This is a genomic window from Nocardia noduli (genome assembly GCF_019038455.1).
GTDB lineage: Bacteria > Actinomycetota > Actinomycetes > Mycobacteriales > Mycobacteriaceae > Nocardia > Nocardia noduli.
In genome coordinates this window covers 12,556-30,074 of record NZ_JAFMPL010000012.1, presented here as the reverse complement: position 1 = coordinate 30,074, position 17,519 = coordinate 12,556, and the positions used below count along the sequence as shown (strand labels likewise).

Annotated in this window: 16 protein-coding genes; 4 read left to right on the top strand and 12 right to left on the bottom strand. The window is 69.4% G+C overall.

Features of this window, described 5'->3' with window-relative positions:
• Positions 1 to 48: 48 nt before the first annotated feature.
• The gene (locus tag JZ792_RS09985) at positions 49 to 501 is read right to left on the bottom strand and encodes a MarR family winged helix-turn-helix transcriptional regulator (protein ID WP_216909186.1); all 453 of its coding nucleotides are present in this window, start codon (positions 499 to 501) and stop codon (positions 49 to 51) included.
• Positions 502 to 599: 98 nt separating this feature from the next.
• Between JZ792_RS09985 and JZ792_RS09980 the strand changes: the two genes are divergently transcribed.
• Complete coding sequence (locus JZ792_RS09980; RefSeq protein WP_216909184.1) at positions 600 to 1,130, top strand: nuclear transport factor 2 family protein; 531 nt, start codon at positions 600 to 602, stop codon at positions 1,128 to 1,130.
• A gap of 80 nt (positions 1,131 to 1,210) precedes the next feature.
• On the opposite strand, the gene hisH is transcribed toward JZ792_RS09980, so the two are convergent.
• From hisH to hisD, 4 genes are read right to left on the bottom strand one after another with little or no spacing between them, the layout of a single operon-like run.
• Complete coding sequence (gene hisH / locus JZ792_RS09975) at positions 1,211 to 1,846, bottom strand: imidazole glycerol phosphate synthase subunit HisH (RefSeq protein ID WP_216909182.1); 636 nt, start codon at positions 1,844 to 1,846, stop codon at positions 1,211 to 1,213.
• Positions 1,843 to 2,457 carry an imidazoleglycerol-phosphate dehydratase HisB gene (gene hisB / locus JZ792_RS09970; RefSeq protein ID WP_216909180.1) on the bottom strand — a complete coding sequence of 205 codons (615 nt, stop codon included), beginning with the start codon at positions 2,455 to 2,457 and terminating at the stop codon, positions 1,843 to 1,845. The genes hisH and hisB overlap by 4 nt, the downstream gene beginning before the upstream one ends.
• Positions 2,458 to 2,476: 19 nt before the next feature.
• Positions 2,477 to 3,604: a histidinol-phosphate transaminase gene (locus tag JZ792_RS09965; RefSeq protein WP_216909178.1), complete on the bottom strand. Its 1,128-nt coding sequence runs from the start codon at positions 3,602 to 3,604 to the stop codon at positions 2,477 to 2,479.
• Positions 3,601 to 4,938 (bottom strand): histidinol dehydrogenase, encoded by a 1,338-nt coding sequence (gene hisD, locus JZ792_RS09960; protein ID WP_216909176.1) that lies wholly within the window; start codon positions 4,936 to 4,938, stop codon positions 3,601 to 3,603. Before hisD ends, JZ792_RS09965 begins: the two co-directional genes overlap by 4 nt.
• A 330-nt stretch (positions 4,939 to 5,268) precedes the next feature.
• On the opposite strand from hisD, the gene JZ792_RS09955 reads away from it, so the two are divergent.
• Entirely contained in the window at positions 5,269 to 5,850 is a 582-nt protein-coding gene (locus tag JZ792_RS09955; protein WP_216909174.1) for a TerD family protein, read from the top strand.
• A gap of 95 nt (positions 5,851 to 5,945) precedes the next feature.
• Here the strand turns inward: JZ792_RS09955 and JZ792_RS09950 are convergent, their stop codons facing one another.
• The 4 genes from JZ792_RS09950 to JZ792_RS09935 form a co-directional block, all read right to left on the bottom strand.
• Complete coding sequence (locus JZ792_RS09950) at positions 5,946 to 7,568, bottom strand: serine/threonine-protein kinase (RefSeq protein WP_216909172.1); 1,623 nt, start codon at positions 7,566 to 7,568, stop codon at positions 5,946 to 5,948.
• Between the two features lie 162 nt (positions 7,569 to 7,730).
• Entirely contained in the window at positions 7,731 to 9,485 is a 1,755-nt protein-coding gene (locus JZ792_RS09945; RefSeq protein ID WP_216909170.1) for a penicillin-binding transpeptidase domain-containing protein, read from the bottom strand.
• A 68-nt stretch (positions 9,486 to 9,553) separates the two neighbouring features.
• Positions 9,554 to 10,411: an arylamine N-acetyltransferase family protein gene (locus JZ792_RS09940; RefSeq protein ID WP_216909168.1), complete on the bottom strand. Its 858-nt coding sequence runs from the start codon at positions 10,409 to 10,411 to the stop codon at positions 9,554 to 9,556.
• A 64-nt stretch (positions 10,412 to 10,475) separates the two neighbouring features.
• Complete coding sequence (locus JZ792_RS09935; RefSeq protein ID WP_216909166.1) at positions 10,476 to 11,477, bottom strand: alpha/beta hydrolase family protein; 1,002 nt, start codon at positions 11,475 to 11,477, stop codon at positions 10,476 to 10,478.
• Between the two features lie 182 nt (positions 11,478 to 11,659).
• Here JZ792_RS09935 and JZ792_RS09930 point away from each other — a divergent pair, with 182 nt between their 5' ends.
• Together JZ792_RS09930 and JZ792_RS09925 are read left to right on the top strand one after the other, a co-directional pair.
• Positions 11,660 to 12,154: a tellurite resistance TerB family protein gene (locus JZ792_RS09930; protein ID WP_216909164.1), complete on the top strand. Its 495-nt coding sequence runs from the start codon at positions 11,660 to 11,662 to the stop codon at positions 12,152 to 12,154.
• Between the two features lie 57 nt (positions 12,155 to 12,211).
• Positions 12,212 to 13,393 carry a winged helix DNA-binding domain-containing protein gene (locus JZ792_RS09925; RefSeq protein ID WP_216909162.1) on the top strand — a complete coding sequence of 394 codons (1,182 nt, stop codon included), beginning with the start codon at positions 12,212 to 12,214 and terminating at the stop codon, positions 13,391 to 13,393.
• A 198-nt stretch (positions 13,394 to 13,591) separates the two neighbouring features.
• On the opposite strand, the gene nadC is transcribed toward JZ792_RS09925, so the two are convergent.
• From nadC to nadA, 3 genes are all read right to left on the bottom strand, one after another.
• Complete coding sequence (gene nadC / locus JZ792_RS09920) at positions 13,592 to 14,452, bottom strand: carboxylating nicotinate-nucleotide diphosphorylase (protein WP_216909160.1); 861 nt, start codon at positions 14,450 to 14,452, stop codon at positions 13,592 to 13,594.
• 133 nt (positions 14,453 to 14,585) lie between these two features.
• Complete coding sequence (locus JZ792_RS09915; protein ID WP_216909158.1) at positions 14,586 to 16,289, bottom strand: L-aspartate oxidase; 1,704 nt, start codon at positions 16,287 to 16,289, stop codon at positions 14,586 to 14,588.
• 117 nt (positions 16,290 to 16,406) lie between these two features.
• A complete protein-coding gene (nadA, locus tag JZ792_RS09910) occupies positions 16,407 to 17,450 on the bottom strand; it encodes a quinolinate synthase NadA (protein WP_216909156.1) in 1,044 nt (347 codons plus the stop codon).
• Between the last annotated feature and the right edge of the window lie 69 nt (positions 17,451 to 17,519).

Here is a 17,519-nt window from a genome sequence, read left to right as displayed (position 1 = left end):
CCGGGCCTGCGCTGATGCGACGGCGGTCACCGCGGGGGCCGATGCCGGTCAGCCGCGCGCGTGGTGATCGAGGATCCTGGTGAGCAACTCGACCAGTTCCGCGCGCTCGGCGGCGGAGAATCCGGCCAGCAATTCGTCCTGGGCGGTGTCGAGGCGCCGATCGAGTTCCGCGAGGTGGCGGGCGCCGGAATCGGTCATGGTGACGATATTGCGGCGGCGGTCGCCGGGGTCCGGGCTGCGCTCGACGAATCCGCGTTCGGCCAGGTCGTTGAGCGCGGCCACGATATCGCTGCGGTCGATCCGGGTGCGACGCCCGAGTTCGGCCTGACTGTCCGGTCCGAACGCCTGGAGCGTGGTGAGCAGCGCGTAGTGGTGCCTGCGCGACCCGGTGTGCTCGAGCGCCCGGTCGGTGGCCCGGTCCGCGAGGAGCGCGACCTGGTTGACCAGCCTCGTCGGTAGGGCGCGAAGCCTGCTCGCCGCGCCTTCGTCGGAGATTTCCATGCGCCTACATTACAAGACTTGTTGGTGCGACCTACATTCTGATACCGTTGGCTTCACCAACGTTGGATAGGCCAACGATTATCCGAAAGGTTCCTCCGATGAACAGATTCCGCACCGTGGCCCTCACCGCCCTCCCGCTGGCACTGCTGGCCGCCTGCTCGACGACGGCCACCGCGACCGATGACGCCGCGCGGCGCGAAACGCGCGAACTCCGCGACCGCGACCAGATCACGCAACTGGTCTACCGGCTCGGCCGCGCTCTCGACGAAGGCCGCTTCGACGACCTGCGCGCCATCTACACCCCCGACGCCACCGTGCGAACTCCCGGCGGAACCGCCGAAGGCCGCGACGCCCTCATCGCCCAGGCACGCCGCAACCACACCGACGCGCACCGGATTCAGCACTTCTTCAGCAATGTGATCGTCGACGTACACGGCGACAGCGCCGATGTCCGCGCCAATATCGTGGCGATCTTCACCCCCGCCGCGGAGACGCCGGGACGAGTCGCCCCGGAACCCGCGTTCACCCTCGGCGTGGTGTACCGCATCGACGCCGTCCGCTCCGGAGAAGGCTGGAGCATGTCCCGGGTCGATATGACGCCCCAGTGGTCGACCGGCACCCGCCCGTGACCCGGCGGACCTCCTGTCGCGTACCCGGACGACCTCCGGATTCGCGAACAACCCTGCCGAACCGGCGGGTATCGCGGTGTCTACAGGGAGGCGACCCAGTTGCGGAGGAGTTGTGCGCCCGCGTCGCCCGACTTCTCGGGGTGGAACTGGGTCGCGGACAACGCGCCGTTCTCGACGGCGGCCAGGAAGGGGACGCCGTGTTCGGCCCAGGTGAGGCGCGGGTTGGCGAAATGTTCGCTCGGGGGCAGGTCCCAGGTCTGAGCGGCATAGGAGTGCACGAAGTAGAAGCGGGTGTCGCGGTCCATTCCGGCGAACAGGGTGCTGTCGGTGGGGGCCGAGACGGTGTTCCAGCCCATGTGGGGCAGTACCGGCGCGGAGAGGCGTTCGACGGTGCCGGGCCATTCGGCGCAGCCGTCGGTCTCCACGCCGAATTCCACGCCGCGTTCGAACAGGATCTGCATGCCGACGCAGATGCCGAGTACCGGACGACCGCCGGCCAGGCGCTGGCCGATGATGCGTTCACCGCGCACGGCACGCAGACCCGCCATGCACGCCTCGAAGGCGCCGACGCCGGGAACGACCAAACCGTCGGCGGCCAAGGCGATCTCGGGATCGGCCGTCACCTCGACGGTCGCGCCCGCGCGGACCAGCGCGCGTTCGGCGGAGTGCAGGTTGCCGGAACCGTAGTCGAGCAGCGCGACCGAGGTGGTGCTCACAGCGTTCCCTTCGTCGACGGAACGCCGTGCACGCGCGGATCGAGTTCGACGGCGGCGCGCAGCGCACGCGCCACGGCCTTGAACTCCGCCTCGGTGACGTGATGCTGGTCGCGGCCGTAGAGCACCCGCACGTGCAGCGCGATGCGGGCGTTGAGCGCGATCGACTCGAAGACGTGGCGGTTGAGCACGGTGGAATACGGCGCGCCGGGCGCGGCACCCGGAATCACCGTGTGCAGCAGGTGATCCGGTTCGCCGGTGTGCACGCAGTAGGGCCGCCCGGAGACGTCGACCGCGGCGTGCGCGAGGGTTTCGTCCATCGGGATGAAGGCGTCGCCGAAACGGCGAATTCCCGATTTGTCGCCCAGCGCCTGTCCGAGGGCCTGTCCGAAGACGATCGCGGTGTCCTCGACGGTGTGGTGCGCCTCGATCTCGATATCGCCCTGCGCGCGCACCGTCAGATCGAAACTCGCGTGCGCGCCGAGCGCGGTGAGCATGTGATCGTAGAAGGGGATGCCCGTGGAGATCTCGGTCTTGCCGGTGCCGTCCAGATCCAGTTCGACCAGAATGCTGGATTCCTTGGTCACGCGTTCGACCCGCGCGGTCCTGCTCATGCTGTCACCTCGCTGAGATTCATCGTGGGACCAGTTCGGTCGCGGCCAGTTTCGCGCTGACGCGCAGGAATTCGTCGTTCTCGGCGGCCAGGCCGATGGTGGCGCGCAGGTAGCCGGTGATGCCGACATCGCGGATCAGCACGCCGTCGTCCAGGTAGCGCTGCCAGGCGCGCGGCGCGTCGGCGAACCTGCCGAAGAGCACGAAGTTGGCATCGCTGGGCACCACGTCGTAGCCCTGTTCGGCCAGTGCCGCGGCGACGCGATCACGCTGAGCGGACAATTCGGCGACACTACCCAGGGTCTCGTCGGCATGGCGCAGCGCGGCGCGGGCCGCGGCCTGGGTGACCACCGACAGGTGGTAGGGCAGGCGCACCAGCAGCAGCGCGTCGATGACGGCGGGCGCGGCGACCAGGTATCCGAGACGTCCGCCCGCGAAGGCGAAAGCCTTGCTCATCGTGCGGGTGACCACCAGTTTCGCCGCGAAACGGTCGATCAGCGCGAGCGCGCTCGGCTCGGCGGAGAACTCGCCGTACGCCTCGTCGACGACCACGATGCCCGGCGCCGCCTCGAGCAGCCGGACCAGGTCGACGGCCGGAATGCTGTGCCCGGTGGGATTGTTCGGGCTGGTCACGAACACCACGTCGGGACGACGTTCGGCGATGACGGCCACCGCGTAGTCGATATCGAGGGAGAAATCGGCGCTGCGCTTGGCCTCCACCCATTCGGTGTCGATGCCCTCGGAGATGATCGGGTGCATCGAATAGGAGGGCACGAAACCCAGCGCGCTGCGGCCCGGTCCGCCGAAGGCCTGCAACAGCTGTTGCAGGATCTCGTTGGATCCGTTGGCCGCCCACACATTGACGGTGTCGACGGTGACGCCGGTCTGCTCGCTCAGGTAGGCGGCCAGATCGGCGCGCAGCGCCACCGCGTCCCGATCCGGATAGCGGTGCAGGTCGGCGGCGGCGGTGCGAATGGATTCGGCGACGTCGTCGATGAGCGCGCGGGTCGGCGGGTGCGGGTTCTCGTTCGTGTTCAGCTGCACCGGCACCGTCAATTGCGGTGCGCCGTAAGGCTTCTTGCCGCGCAGGTTCTCGCGCAGCGGCAGATCGTCGAGTCCGATGGCCGAGCCGGGAGCGGTCGCGCTCATGACAGCGCCTCGAAACGCGCCGTGACGGCCTGGCCGTGCGCGGGTAGATCCTCGGCGGTGGCCAGTGCGACCACGTGCCCGGCGACATCCTTCAGCGCCGCCTCGGTGTACTCGACCACGTGGATGCCGCGCAGGAAGGTCTGCACGCTGAGCCCGGACGAATGCCGCGCACAGCCCGCGGTCGGCAGGACGTGGTTGGACCCCGCGCAGTAGTCGCCGAGGCTGACCGGCGCGAACGCGCCGACGAAGATCGCGCCCGCGCTGCGCACCCGCGCCGCCACGGCGGACGCGTCGACGGTCTGGATCTCGAGGTGTTCGGCCGCGTAGGCGTTGACCACGCGCAGGCCCTGATCGATATCGTCGACGAGGACGGTGCCGGACTGCGCGCCGGTGAGCGCCTCGCGCACCCGGGCGGCGTGCTTTACCACGGTCATCTGCGCGCTGAGCGCCGCGTCGACGGCGTCGGCGAGTTCCGCGCTGTCGGTGACGAGCACGCTTGCGGCGAGGACATCGTGTTCGGCCTGGCTGATCAGGTCGGCCGCGACGTGTACCGGATCGGCGGTGGCGTCGGCCAGGATCGCGATCTCGGTCGGGCCGGCCTCGGCGTCGATGCCGACCAGTCCGCGGCACAGCCGCTTGGCGGCGGTCACGTAGATATTGCCCGGTCCGGTGATCAGGTCGACCGGTTCCAGCCCGGCGCCATCGGTATCGGTGCCGCCGTAGGCGAGCAGCGCGACCGCCTGCGCGCCACCGACCGCCCACACCTCCTCGACACCGAGCAGCTGAGCGGCGGCCAGGATCGTCGGATGGGGCAGCCCGCCGAACTGTGCCTGCGGCGGCGAGGCGACGACCAGGGAGTCGACACCGGCGGCCTGGGCTGGCACTACGTTCATCACGACGCTGGAGGGATAGACGGCGTTTCCGCCGGGCACGTACAGCCCGACGCGCTCCACCGGCACCCACCGCTCGGTGACGACGCCGCCGGGCACCACTTCGGTGACCGTGTCGGTGCGCCGCTGGTCGGCGTGCACCTTGCGGGTCCGCTCGATCGCGACCTCGAGCGCGGCGCGCACCGCCGGTTCGAGTTCGTCGAGTGCTCGCGCCGACTCGGCGGCCGGAACCCGGACCGAGGCCGGGACCACCCCGTCGAACCGCTCGCTGAATTCGAGCGCCGCCGCGACACCGCGATCCCGAATGGCCTCGACCACCGGGCGCACATGGGGCAGCACCGAGTCCACGTCGACTCCCCCGCGCGGCAGCGCGGTGCGCAGCTCGGCAGCGGAAGGAGTGCGACCGCGCAGATCGACGCGGGCGAGCTCGATGCGGGATGTCATATCGGTCGGCTGTCCTGTCTGTGCTGGGCTTTGTCCGGTACCAGCCTAATGGTCGGCATCAACCGGGTTTCCGGCCCGGTCTCACCGCGCGACGCCGCGGTGACCTGGATCTCAGCCGGGGCAGGCGCGCTCGCGCGGACGCCGGGCCGTCGATGCCCGCACGCGCCCGCGCCGATCGGGTCGGCGACCGGTCTTCGGCGCGGGCGCGCGTCGACCGATATTCCTTCGCCCCCGGCCGGTTCCGAGTGCCGAAAATCGTCCCCGTTCGGCTGTTGACCAGCGATAATGGTGTGCCCCACGGGTATTCGGCAAGGCCGGTAGTCTGATGCCATGATCACGCTCAAGAAAGAAGACGGCGCCGCGGATCTCGCCGGCATCACCAAACTGAGTGTCGGGGTGAGCTGGGATCCGTCGGCGGGTACCAGCGGTGGCGCACTCGGGTGGGCACGCAGGAAGAAGGGGGTCGATCTCGACCTCATCGCCATCCTGATGCAGGGCGCGGAACCGGTCCGGTTCGCCGGACTGGACTCGCTCGATCCGCTCGGCAACGGCTCGGTGCTGCACTCCGGCGACGAGCAGACCGGTGCGGCCGTCGGCGACGACGAGACCGTCACCGTCACGTTCGCCGATGTGCCCGGCGGTATCGACGCCATCATCTTCGTCGCGGTGGCCTTCAAGAAGGGCAGTTCCTTCGAGAAGGCCAACAACATCTCGTTCAAGGTCTACGACGCCTCCGGCGGCAGCAGCCAGCAGGTCGCCGATATCTGGCCCTCGCTGCTCGGCAACGAGAACGCCAACGCGGTCGCGCGGGCGTTCCGCAACGGCCCGGTCTGGCAACTCGAGGTTCTCAACCGCAAGGGCAAGGTCAAGCAGGGCGACAAGCAGAACCTGCTGCGTTTCGCGATGGCCTGATCGGATCCGGTAGACCGCGCGGGTATCGACGCAGGCGACTTCGCCGTCGATCCCGCGTTCCTTCCGTCCCGAACTCCCGATCGAACGCCGTAGTGCTAGGCCACCGTCGGGCGGGTCTCGCTGTCGATCAGCAGTCTGCCGCCGCTACCGGCCACGACGTGCAACACCATCGAGGTGGTCTGCCCGTCCATGGTCAGCTGGGCCAGTCTGATATCGAGCGAACCGTCCGCGTAGGTGCCGCGGTTACTGCCGTTGACACCGGCGAACGTGTCGATGGTGCGTGATCCCCAGTACTCCCGATACGCCTGTTCGCTGCCGTACTGCTTCTGCGCCGCCGGGGTCAGCGACGACCAGGAACCCGCCGGATTGCTGTAGAAATCGACGATCAGCTCCGCCGCCGGACCCAGATCGACGGCGCCGACGCTCGGCGTCTTGCCGAGTTGCGCGACAGCGGCCTGCGTGGTGGGACCGGCCGACGATGTCGACGCCGACGGCGGAGCGGCCTGCGGCGCGGGAGTGTCGGAACCGGACTGGCTCATCGCGACGATCACGATCGCGACCACGGCGATCACGGCGCCGACCGCGCCGCCGATCAGCACGGCCCCGCGCTTACCGCCGGATTTACGCGGCGGCTGCGGACGCGGCTGGGCCTGGGTGCGCGGGTGCGCCATCGTATTCGGATGCGTGCCACCGCGAGTCGGATGCGGTGTCGGCCGGTTGTGCCATTCGGCGGGCTGATGCGGCGGCGGGGCGACCGGCGAGGATCGCAGCGCGCGGGTCGCCGCCTCCTCGTGCCCGCGCTGCCTGCGCGCGAAAGCCTCACTGGCGGGGACGAATCCGGCGTGCACGGGCGCGGTCCCGGAATCCGCCAGCGCGGCGAGATGTTCGCGCGCCGTACGCATGGTCGGCCGGTGCTCGGGTTCCGGGTCGAGCAGTTGCAACAGGAAATCGGTGGCGGCGCCCGCGTTTCGCGGTTCGCTCACCTGACCGTTGGCCGCGGCGTAGAGCACCGCGAGCGGGTTGGCGCTCGCACCGTAGGGCGGTTCACCCTCCAGCGCGTGGAACAGCGTCGCGCCGAGCGCGAACACGTCGGCGGCCGGGGTCGGGTCCGCGCCGCGCGCCACCTCGGGCGCGAGATAGGCGGCGGTGCCGCAGATCAGGCCGGTCTCGGTGAGCGTCACGTCCCCGGTGGCGCGTGAGATGCCGAAGTCGGTGATCTTCACGGTGCCGTTGTCGTCGAGCAGGATGTTGCCCGGTTTCACGTCGCGGTGCACGATGCCCGCCTGGTGCGCCGAGATCAGCGCCGAGGCCACCTGCTCGCCGATACGCGATACCTGCGTCAACGGCAGCGTGCCCTGCGCGGACAGCACGGCCGCCAGGCTCTTGGACTTCATGAATTCCATCACCAGGCACGGATCGCCGTCGTGCTCGGTGATGTCGAAGACCACGATCGCGTTCGGATGCTGGAACCGTGCCGCGTTCCGCGCCTCGCGAATGGCGCGCTGACGCACCACGTCGCGTTCGGACTCCGGCAGGCTCGCCTTGATGTGGATCTGCTTGACCGCGACCGAGCGTTGCAGTCGTTCGTCGACGGCACGCCAAACAACGCCTGTGCCGCCGCTACCAATCCGCTCGACCAGGCGGTAATGCTCCGCGATCAACTGACCGGTATCGATGGCGCCTACTCCGAACCTTCTCGAAATCGTGACATCCCGCATATTGACCGCGTACGCGGCCCGCCGACGAGTGTAGCTGGCTTATGGGCCGAGCCATGCGTCAGCACGGAAGTATTTCCGGCCGCTCCGGCGGAGGGCCGTCACAGGCGGTGACCACGCTGTGCGTTTACTGCCACACGGTGTCCGGCGCGCTGCCGCGCCACGTTAGCGCGGCGCGCGCAACATGCGTCCGGCGGCCTCCACCGCGGGGGCCGAACTCCCCGCGTCGGCGACGAAAACGGCGAACGCGAGATCCGACGGGGCGTCGATGCCGACGAACCAGCCGTGCGCGTGGGTGTTGTCGCCGTATTCGGCCGTGCCCGTCTTGCCGAGCAGGCCGGGGATGTCGCCGAGCTGCGTCGCGGTGCCGCCGGTGACGGTTTCGCGCATCATCGTCTCGATCTGTTCGGCGGTCGCGGGCGGGAGAGGTTGCGGTGTCCGGTCGGCGACGCCCGGCTGACCGGCGACCAGCACCGGCGCGGGCACCGATCCGCGCGCGATGGAGGCCGCGACGAGCGCCATACCGAACGGCGACGCTGTCACCCGGCCTTGACCGATACTCGACTCCACGCGCATGGCCGGGGTGTCGGCGGTGGGCACCTTGCCGGTCACCGTGGTCAGGCCCGGCGTGACGAAGTCGACGCCGAGACCCAGCTGCGCGGCCGCGTTCGTCAGCCCGTCCGGCGGCAAACCCACACCCAGCGCCGCCATCGTCGTGTTGCAGGAGCGGGCGAACGCCGTATGCAACGCGACCGGACCGAGATCGAAATTACCGTCGTTGGGGATGCGACGCCCTTCGATATCGGCCACGCCGGGGCACGGCAGCACGGTGTCCGGCGTGACCTCGCCCGCCTGCATCGCGGCCGAGACCGTCACGGTCTTGAAGGTCGACCCCGGCGGGTACAGGCCGGTGAGCGCGATCGGTCCCTGCGCGTCGGCCGGTGCGTTCTGCGCCATCGCGACGACAGCGCCGGTGGATGGCCGCAGCGCCACGACGGCGGCGGGCTGTGCGATCGCGTCGAGCGCGGCTTCGGCGTTGCGCTGTATCGCGGGATCGAGGGTGGTCCGGATATCGGAGGTCGGGCGCGGATCCCCGCCCGCGACGCGTCCGGACACATCGGGATTCACCGGATGAACCGACCAGCCCGTCGCCGCGTCGGTGGTGGACTGCCACAGGTCGGCCAGACCCGACAGCGTCGGCGAGGACAGCGCCTTGTCGGTGGTCAGCAATCGGGTCTGCGGGGCGAGGGTGACGCCTCGGATGGCCGCCAGCGCGTTCGCGATGGGCTCGATATCGCTCGCGCGCAACGTGATCGCGGTGACGGGCGCGCCCTCGGCCGCGGCCAGATCGGCCTGTAGCGACTGCGCGGTGATCCCGGGCGCGAACGGTGCCAGCACCGGCGCGACGGCCGGTAGATCGGCGCCGGGCGCGATATTCACCAGGGTCACCACCTGCCGGGTCATCAGCTCTCCGCCCGCGGAATCCAGAATCCGGGCGGGAGCCGGGGCGAGCGGGCTGTATTCGAGCGGCCCCATCGCCAGTCCCGGGGCGATCGTCGCCGGATCCCAGTGGACCTTCCAGCCGTCGCGGTCCCGCGCGGTCCCGGTGGTGGTGTAATTCCACTCCCCCGCCGCGCCTTTGCCGAATTTCCAGGTGGCGGCCAGGGTGAATTCGTCGTCGTCGGTCGAGTCGACCTGGAATTCCACCTGTTTGCCTAGGCCGTCGTAGAGCTGGTCCAGTGCCGAGGTCGCCGCGGCGGGATCGTCGGTCAGCGCGGCGGCCGCGGCGATATCGGCGCGGGTCAGCGCGTCGGCGAAATCCCCGGCGACGGTCTGCGGCTGGTCGGGACCGGAACCGCAGCCGAAGAGAACCAGCGCGGGTGCGGCGAACAGGGCGAAGAGCTTCCGTTGGGTACGCACCCGGCCGACTGTATCGGGAGCGCGGTCACCCGCAGGTCAGGTCGGAAAGCGCGATTCCGGCGAATTCGTCAGCGGAGCAGCCATCCGCCCTCGGACAGCGTCGCCGCGTCCGCCTCGTCCAGATCGATATCGAAGATCTCCGACAGGACTTTCGGGAGTTCGGCGAGTTCGAGTTCGCGGGTGTCGCCGGAACCGTCCGGATATTCGGTGGTCATGGTCGTGCCGTCGATGACGTAGTGCACGTCGGGCCGGAAACGCTGTACGAACGGCCGCGTGGTGAACGGCGACCGCGGCGCGGTCGAGACGAAATGATTGCCGACCTCGAAATCGATGCGGTACTGCGGTTGGGTGCCGAAGGTGTAGCGCTCCAGCCAGCCGTCACGGCCGAACTGGTGCAGCGCCCAGAGTTCGGTGTCCAGTTCGCCGACCCGGCGTTCCAGCCGGAAGCGCCACCGGCCCAGCGTGAATTCCCCCGCGCTCGGGACCAATTCGTAGGGCTCGAGCGGGCCCGCCCCGAATCCGACATCGACCATCCACCCGCGATCGTCGTCGTCGGTGGTGACGCGCAGCAGCGCGTGGGTGGCGGGGCGCAGGCCCTCGGTGGCGCCCATGGTGACCCGTCCGCTCACGCCGGTCACACCGAAACCGAGCCGTTCGAGCACCGCGGCGAAGATTCCGACGTTCTCGTAGCAGTACCCGCCGCGACGACGCCCGATCAATTTGTCCTGTAGCGCCGGTGGATCGAGCGGGATCGTGCGCCCGAGGATGATCTCGAGGTTCTCGAACGGGATCGTCGTGGTGTGCAGGTACACCAGTCCGCGCAGGGTCGCCGAGGTCGGCGCGCGCTCGCCGTCGAAGCCGATCCGCGCCAGATAGGCGTCGAGATCGATGGCCGCACCGTCCCACCGATATGCCGGATCCGTCACCGCGTCCTCCTCGACGTGCTCACCCCCTATCGAGAACCACGCCGCCCACGGAACTGTTCCGCGCTCATGCCGCGCATTTCGCGCCGCGCGGGGCGGCGGGCGCGGTGACGGTTCCGCTCGCCACGTCGACGAGGTAATCGCGGTCGGGACCGTCGGTGGGTTCGGTGCCGAGCAGCAGCCGTTCCACCACGCAGCCGCCCTCGAAGAAGGCGGGACCGATGCTGTGATCGCCGGGCACGATCGCGCCGTTCAGGTCGCGGCCGGTCACGACGGTGTACATCGAGGTCGGCTTCCCCGCGGCGAGCAGGGCCGCGCGCATCTCGACACTGGTCACGTAGGGGACCACCGTGTCCGCGATGCCGTGGACGAGGAACGCGCGCCGCATATCCATCCGCCCCGCGAGCAGCGCGGGCGACCGTTCGACGTAGGCCTGCGGGCAGACGATCGGTGTGCACCCTCCGGCGTCGCGCTCGATCTGGCCGGGCAGGTCGGGATCGACGAGCCCGCCCGCTGCCCACATCGTGAAATCGTCGCCGGGGCCGTAATTGTCGACCCAGTAGTCGAACAGCCCGCGCGGTGCGTGCGCGACGGCCAGTCCGCTCATGATGCCGCCCTGGCTCCAGCCCCACAGCACCGTCCGCGTGATCCCCGGATGCTCGGCCCGGTACCACAGGGTCGAGGCGACGATATCGCGCCATCCCGCCCACAGGTTCCAGTCGCCGGTCCGCCAGACACCGGTGTCGTTGCGCAGATCCATGGCCAGGAACGGGGTTTCGGTGCGGCGTGCGATCGAGGTGACATACGCGGAATAGTCGGCCGAGGTGCCGGTGTGCCCGTGTACCGCGATCGCCAGCTGCTCCGGCGGCAGATCGCCGGGAACGCACCGGTAGGGCTCGTACACCCGTCCGGTCGCTTCCTCGCCGTCCACGGTGACCGTCACGGGGCGTACGTCCACCCCGGCCTCGCAGGCGGGTTCGGCCGCAGCCGGTGACGCGGTGAGACCGCTCGCCGTGAAAGCCCCCCACAGTACACAGCACACGGCCAGCAATCCGCGTCCACGCCTCATCACCGAATGATCCCACGGTGGCACGGTGATCCGGTCCGGCTCGAAGCATTAACACCGGTCGAATTCCGGCCGATAATCGAAGCGCGCGGGCCGGATGTCCTTCTGCTAGCGTGCCGATGTCGATACGGAGTCCCGACCGCCGTTTGCGCCGGTCCCGACCCACTTTCCGGGGAGCAGAGCACATGGCCTTCTTGAACAAAATCGTGTCCAACGCGCACACCTTCGGCCGGTTGATGGACGTGGTCGACAAGGCCCCGCAGTGGCGCAAGCAGTTGCTGGCCAAGAAGAACGAATTGCGCGGCGGCGCCTTCCGTGACGCGGCGATGGGGATGTGTGCCCTGGTCGCCGCCGCCGACGGTTCGATCGAACCGAACGAGCGGATGCGGGTGGCCGGACTGATCGGCACCGAACCCGCGCTGTCGAATTTCTCCGCCGACGAATTGCGGCAACTGTTCGAGGACAACTGCAATCGCCTCGTCGCCGACGCCGCCTTCGGACGCGCACACGTCCTGCAACAGATCGCCAAGGTCGCCGGGAAGTCGACCGAGGCGGAGGCGGTGGTGCAGATCGGCATCCTGATCGGCAACGCCGACGGCGATTTCGACCAGGCCGAGGTCGCCGCCGTCCGTGAGGCATGCCGGGCATTGCGGGTCGACCCGCGCCAGTTCGGGCTCTGACCGGCGTCGACCGGTAGTCACGCGTACCTGTCGGACCACACGGCTACCATGCCGCCCATGCGTTCGATCGACGCCGCCGAACGGCGGGCAAGACTGGCCGTGCGGCACCGGCTCGCGAACGATTCGCGCACCGACGACGTCGCGGACATCGTCCGGTCACTGGTGGTGTTGCACGCGACCGATCCCGCGACGGTGTACCTCTCGGTCGGTGCGCGCTCGCACGCCGCCACCCCCGCGCATCTCGAGAAGGCGCTCTACGACGACCGTGCGCTGGTCCGGATGCTGGCCATGCGGCGCACCATGTTCGTCGCGCCCGTCGAACTGGTCCCCGCGTTGCAGGCGTCCTGCGCGAACGCGCTCGCACACAAGCAACGTCGCACCTACGGCCGCTACATCGAACAGGCGGGCGTGATCGACGGCGACGTGGCGACGTGGCTGGCCGAGGTGGAGGCCGAGACGCACGCGGCACTGCTCACACGGGGGCTCGCGACGGGTGCCCAGTTGTCCAAGGACGTCCCCAGGTTGCGCACCCAGGTGAACGCGGCCCCGGACAAGGCCTATTCGCGGCCGACCAATATCACCACGTGGGTGCTGGTGACACTCGGGTGCGAAGGCCGCATCGTGCGCGGGCGGCCGAACGGAAGCTGGACGAGCAGCCAGTACAGCTGGGCTCCCGTCGAATCCTGGCTTCCCGACGGGGTGGCGGCGCTGTCGGTAGAACAGGCGCGCGCCGAACTGGTGCGGAAATGGTTGTACGCCTTCGGGCCCGCACCGGTCTCCGACATCAAATGGTGGACCGGATGGACTCTCGGCGAAGTCCGGGCAACCCTGGCCGAACTCGATCTCGTCGAGGTCGACCTCGACGGCACCGTCGGCGTTCTGCTCGCCGAGGACATCGATCCCGTGGCCACACCGGAACAGCCCTGGGCGGCACTGCTGCCCGCACTCGACCCGACCCCCATGGGCTGGCAGACCCGCGACTGGTACCTGGGCCCGCACGCGCCCGTACTCTTCGACCGCAACGGCAATATCGGTCCGAGCATCTGGTGCGACGGCCGGATCGTCGGCGGATGGGCGCAGCGCAAGGACGGCGAGATCGTCCACCGCCTGCTCGAGGATGTCGGGTCCGAGCACGCAGCGCTGATCGAGCGGGAGGTCGCGAAGACGGCGGCCTGGTACGGCGACATCCGTGCGATTCCGCGCTTCCGGACTCCGCTGGAACGTGAGCTGACCGCCTGACGGCGGGACCGGCGCGTGCGAATCTCGGCTCCGTGAATCGAATCCGGACGATCGTGATGTCGGCGTATGCGGATGTCGCCAACGCCTCGAATACCCGCGCTCCATCTCGCGATAGGGGATGAACAGCAGCACCCGGTGGCCGGTGGGACACAGCGGGCGATATCACCGATCGACTGTTGCTGATCGCTGATCTGCGACCTACATGTCGAGACCGAGGTCGAGTACACGCACCGAATGGGTGAGCGCGCCGACGGCGAGATAGTCGACGCCGGTGCGCGCGTAGTCGGCGGCGACCTCGATGCTCAGACCACCCGATGATTCGAGCTTGGTATTCGGCGCGACGGCATTGCGGCGCTGAACGGCGGCCTGGGTCTGCCAGAGCGGGAAATTGTCCAGCAGAACCAGTTCCACGTTCTCGGCGAGTACGGCGTCGAGCTGTTCCAGGCTGTCGACCTCCACTTCGCACGCGATATCGGGGGCCAGTTCGCGCACCGCGCGCAGCGCGTCGACCACCGAACCCGCGGCGACCACGTGGTTGTCCTTGATCAGCGCGGCGTCGCCGAGTCCCATTCGATGATTGACACCGCCGCCGACCCGGACCGCGTATTTCTGGAGGGCGCGCAGGCCGGGCAGTGTCTTGCGGCTGTCGCGGATGCGGCAGTGGGTGCCTTCGACCTCGTCGACCCACGCGGCGGTCGCGGTGGCGATCCCGGACAGGTGACAGACCAGATTGAGCATGGTGCGCTCGGCGGTGAGCAGCGCCCGCGTCGGCGCGACGAGGCCGAGTACCGCACCGCCTGCCGCCACCCGGGTGCCGTCTGCGACCCGATCGGTGATCTCGTAGTTGCCCACGCCGATCACCTCGTCCAGCACGAGCAACCCGACGTCGAGTCCGGCGACGGTCCCCGGCTGCCGTGACACCATCGACGCCTTGACCACCGCGTCGGCGGGCACCGTCGCCACGGTGGTGATATCGGGTCCGTAGCGCAGATCCTCGTCGAGCGCGGTGCGGATCAGCGCGACCACTTCGTCCTGGTTCAACGCGGTATCGAGCGTCATGGGTGCACTCCTAACGTGTTCTCGCCGAAGCGAATATGCGGTGGGGACGGCTCGGCGCGGCACGCACGAGCGTCGGCCGTCCGATGGTCCGAAACCCATCGATCCGGCGGGAAGTGCTGTCCGATCGCCGTGCTCACGGCACCGCGATCGACAGTTCCGGCCCGTCCGGATCGGCGGCGAGCCGGGTCGCCAGCAGCGGACCCTCGGGAGCGCCCGCCATCGGCCGCACGTCGGGATGTCCGTCGCTGTCCAGGCGGATCGGAATACTGTGCCGCAGTGCCGGATCCGACGCGGGATGGTCGGAGCGGGTGTGGCAGCCCCTGCTCTCGGTGCGGGCCGCCGCGGCGAGCAACAGGACGCGCGCCGTCAGGGTGAGCGCCCCGTCTTCGATATCGGCGATGCGCTGGGCGGCCAGCGCCTCCGGTGACACCGCGGCGGAATCGCCCGTCGCGTTGCGTATCGACTGGGTGAAACGTGTCGACATACTGCGCAGGACAGCGCGTTCCAGGCGCGCGTTCGCCTCGTCGAGACCGTCGCGGTCCCTGACCACCGACGCGTGGGCCGTCATCACCTGTTGCAGGGCCGCGCGCGCCACCCTCGGCATGGTCCGGGTTCTGATCTCGGTCACCTCGGCGGGCATATCCCTGCGCTCGGCGACCGCCGCACCGACCCGCTCACCGACGACGAGACCTTCGAGCAGACTGTTGGAGGCCAACCGGTTCGCACCGTGCAGTCCGGTCCGCGCCACTTCACCCGCCGCGTACAGGCCGGGAACCCCGGTGCGACCGTGCGGATCGGTGACCACGCCGCCGCACTGATAGTGCGCGGCGGGGGCGACCGGGATGAGATCGACGCGCGGATCCAGCCCCGCGGCGCGACAGCTGGCGGTGATGGTCGGGAACCGTTCGACGAATCCGTCGATCGCGCGGCCGTCGAGATAGACGTGATCGGTGCCGAGTTCGCGCATGCGCGCGGCGATGGCCCGAGAGACCACATCGCGCGGGGCGAGATCGCCCCGTGGATGTACGCCCGCGGTGACCGAATCCCCCGCGGAATCGACCAGTATCGCGCCTTCGCCGCGCACCGCCTCGCTGATCAGCGGACGCCGTCCGGTGCCGCCGGGGGTGTAGAGCACGGTGGGATGGAACTGCACGAATTCCAGGTCCGCGACCGCGGCCCCGGCCCACAGCGCGAGCGCGATCCCGTCCGCCGTCGCGCCGGAGGGGTTGGTGCTCAGCGCGTACAGCTGACCGAGACCGCCGGTCGCGAGCAGTACCGCCGGGGTGTGCACGACACCGAAACCCCGCTCCGACACCGCGATCACCCCGCGCACCCCGGTGGGCCCGGTCACCACCTCGCAGGCGGCCGCGCCGAACAGCACGGGCAGTCCGGCCGCGTTGAGCGCGCGCTGCACCTCCGCGCCGGTGGCGTCACCACCGGCGTGGATGATCCTGCGGGTGCTGTGCCCGCCCTCGCGGGTACGCGAGATCTGGCCGTCACGACCGAGATCGAAGACCGCGCCGAGATCGGTCAGCGCGGCGACCGCGTCCTGACCGCCGGAGACGATGGAGCGCACCGCCTCCACTTCGCACAGGCCCGCGCCCGCCTCGACGGTGTCGAGGACATGGGATTCGATCGAATCCTCCTGCGGCGCCACCACGGCGATACCGCCCTGGGCGTACTGGGTCGACGTATCGGTGGGTCCGCCCTTGCTGAGCACCAGCACCCGCGCCCCGTGCAGTGACGCCGTGCGCGCCGCTGTCAGACCGGCGACACCGCCGCCGATCACCACGAGATCGGCGGCGGCTTCCCACTCGATCGATACCGGAGCCGTCATCTCTCCACGCCTCTCGCTCCGGGCCCACCCGGCCCGGCGGCCGCCCAGCGGCGGCCTCCATAGATCACGCGCGCGCCGACCCTCGGGTCCGCGCGCGCCCTGCGCCCGGAAGGGCCGTCACTCGCCCCCGCCGGGATTGCCGATCTCGATCATCCGTTGCACCGAGCTACGGCCGCGGGCGGCGGTCTCCAGGTCGACGTGCACTTCGTCGGCGCCCTCGACCAGGCAGCGCAGCAGCGCGGCCGGGGTGATCATCTTCATGTACTTGCAGGAGGCGCGATCGTTGACGGCCTTGAAGTCGATGCCGGGCGCGGCCTTGCGCAGCTGGTGCAGCATGCCGACCTCGGTGGCGACGAGCACCTGGCTCGACTTGGCCGCCTTGGCCGCGTCGATCATGCCGCCGGTGGAGAGGATGTGCACCCGGTCGGCCGGGAAGGAACCCTCGCCCGCCAGGTACAGCGCCGACGTCGCGCAACCGCATTCGGGGTGCACGAACAGTTCGGCGTCGGGGTGCGCGCGCGCCTGCTCGGTGAGCTCGTCGCCGTTGATGCCCGCGTGGACGTGGCATTCGCCCGCCCAGATGTGCATGTTCTCGCGCCCGGTGACGCGTTTGACGTGCGCGCCGAGGAACTGGTCCGGTAGGAACAGCACCTCGCGATCGGGGTCGATGGAGGCGACGACGTCGACCGCGTTCGACGATGTGCAGCAGATGTCGGTGAGCGCCTTCACCTCGGCCGTGGTGTTCACGTACGACACGACCATGGCGTTCGGGAATTCGGCTTTCCACGCGCGCAGTTCGTCGGCGGTGATCGAATCCGCCAGTGAGCAGCCCGCCCGCTGATCCGGGATGAGGACGGTTTTCTCCGGGCTGAGGATCTTCGCCGTCTCGGCCATGAAGTGCACGCCGCAGAACACGATGGTGTCCTCGGCGGCCTCGGCCGCGATCCGGGACAGCGCCAGCGAGTCGCCGACGTGATCGGCCACGTCCTGGATCTCGGGCAGCTGGTAGTTGTGCGCGAGGATCGTCGCGTTGCGCGCACGCGCAAGCCGCTTGACCTCTTCCGCCCACTGCGGTGTCGCGTCGACACCGGTGAATCCCGATGGTCCGTCGACCACCTGCTCCATCAGCGCAGGCGCGAGCTGTGCACCCATTGTCGCCATGATGGCTCCCTTCCTCGTGCGGCCGGCCTCTTCGCCGTAATTCGCACCAAACCAGGTTTTCGACTTACA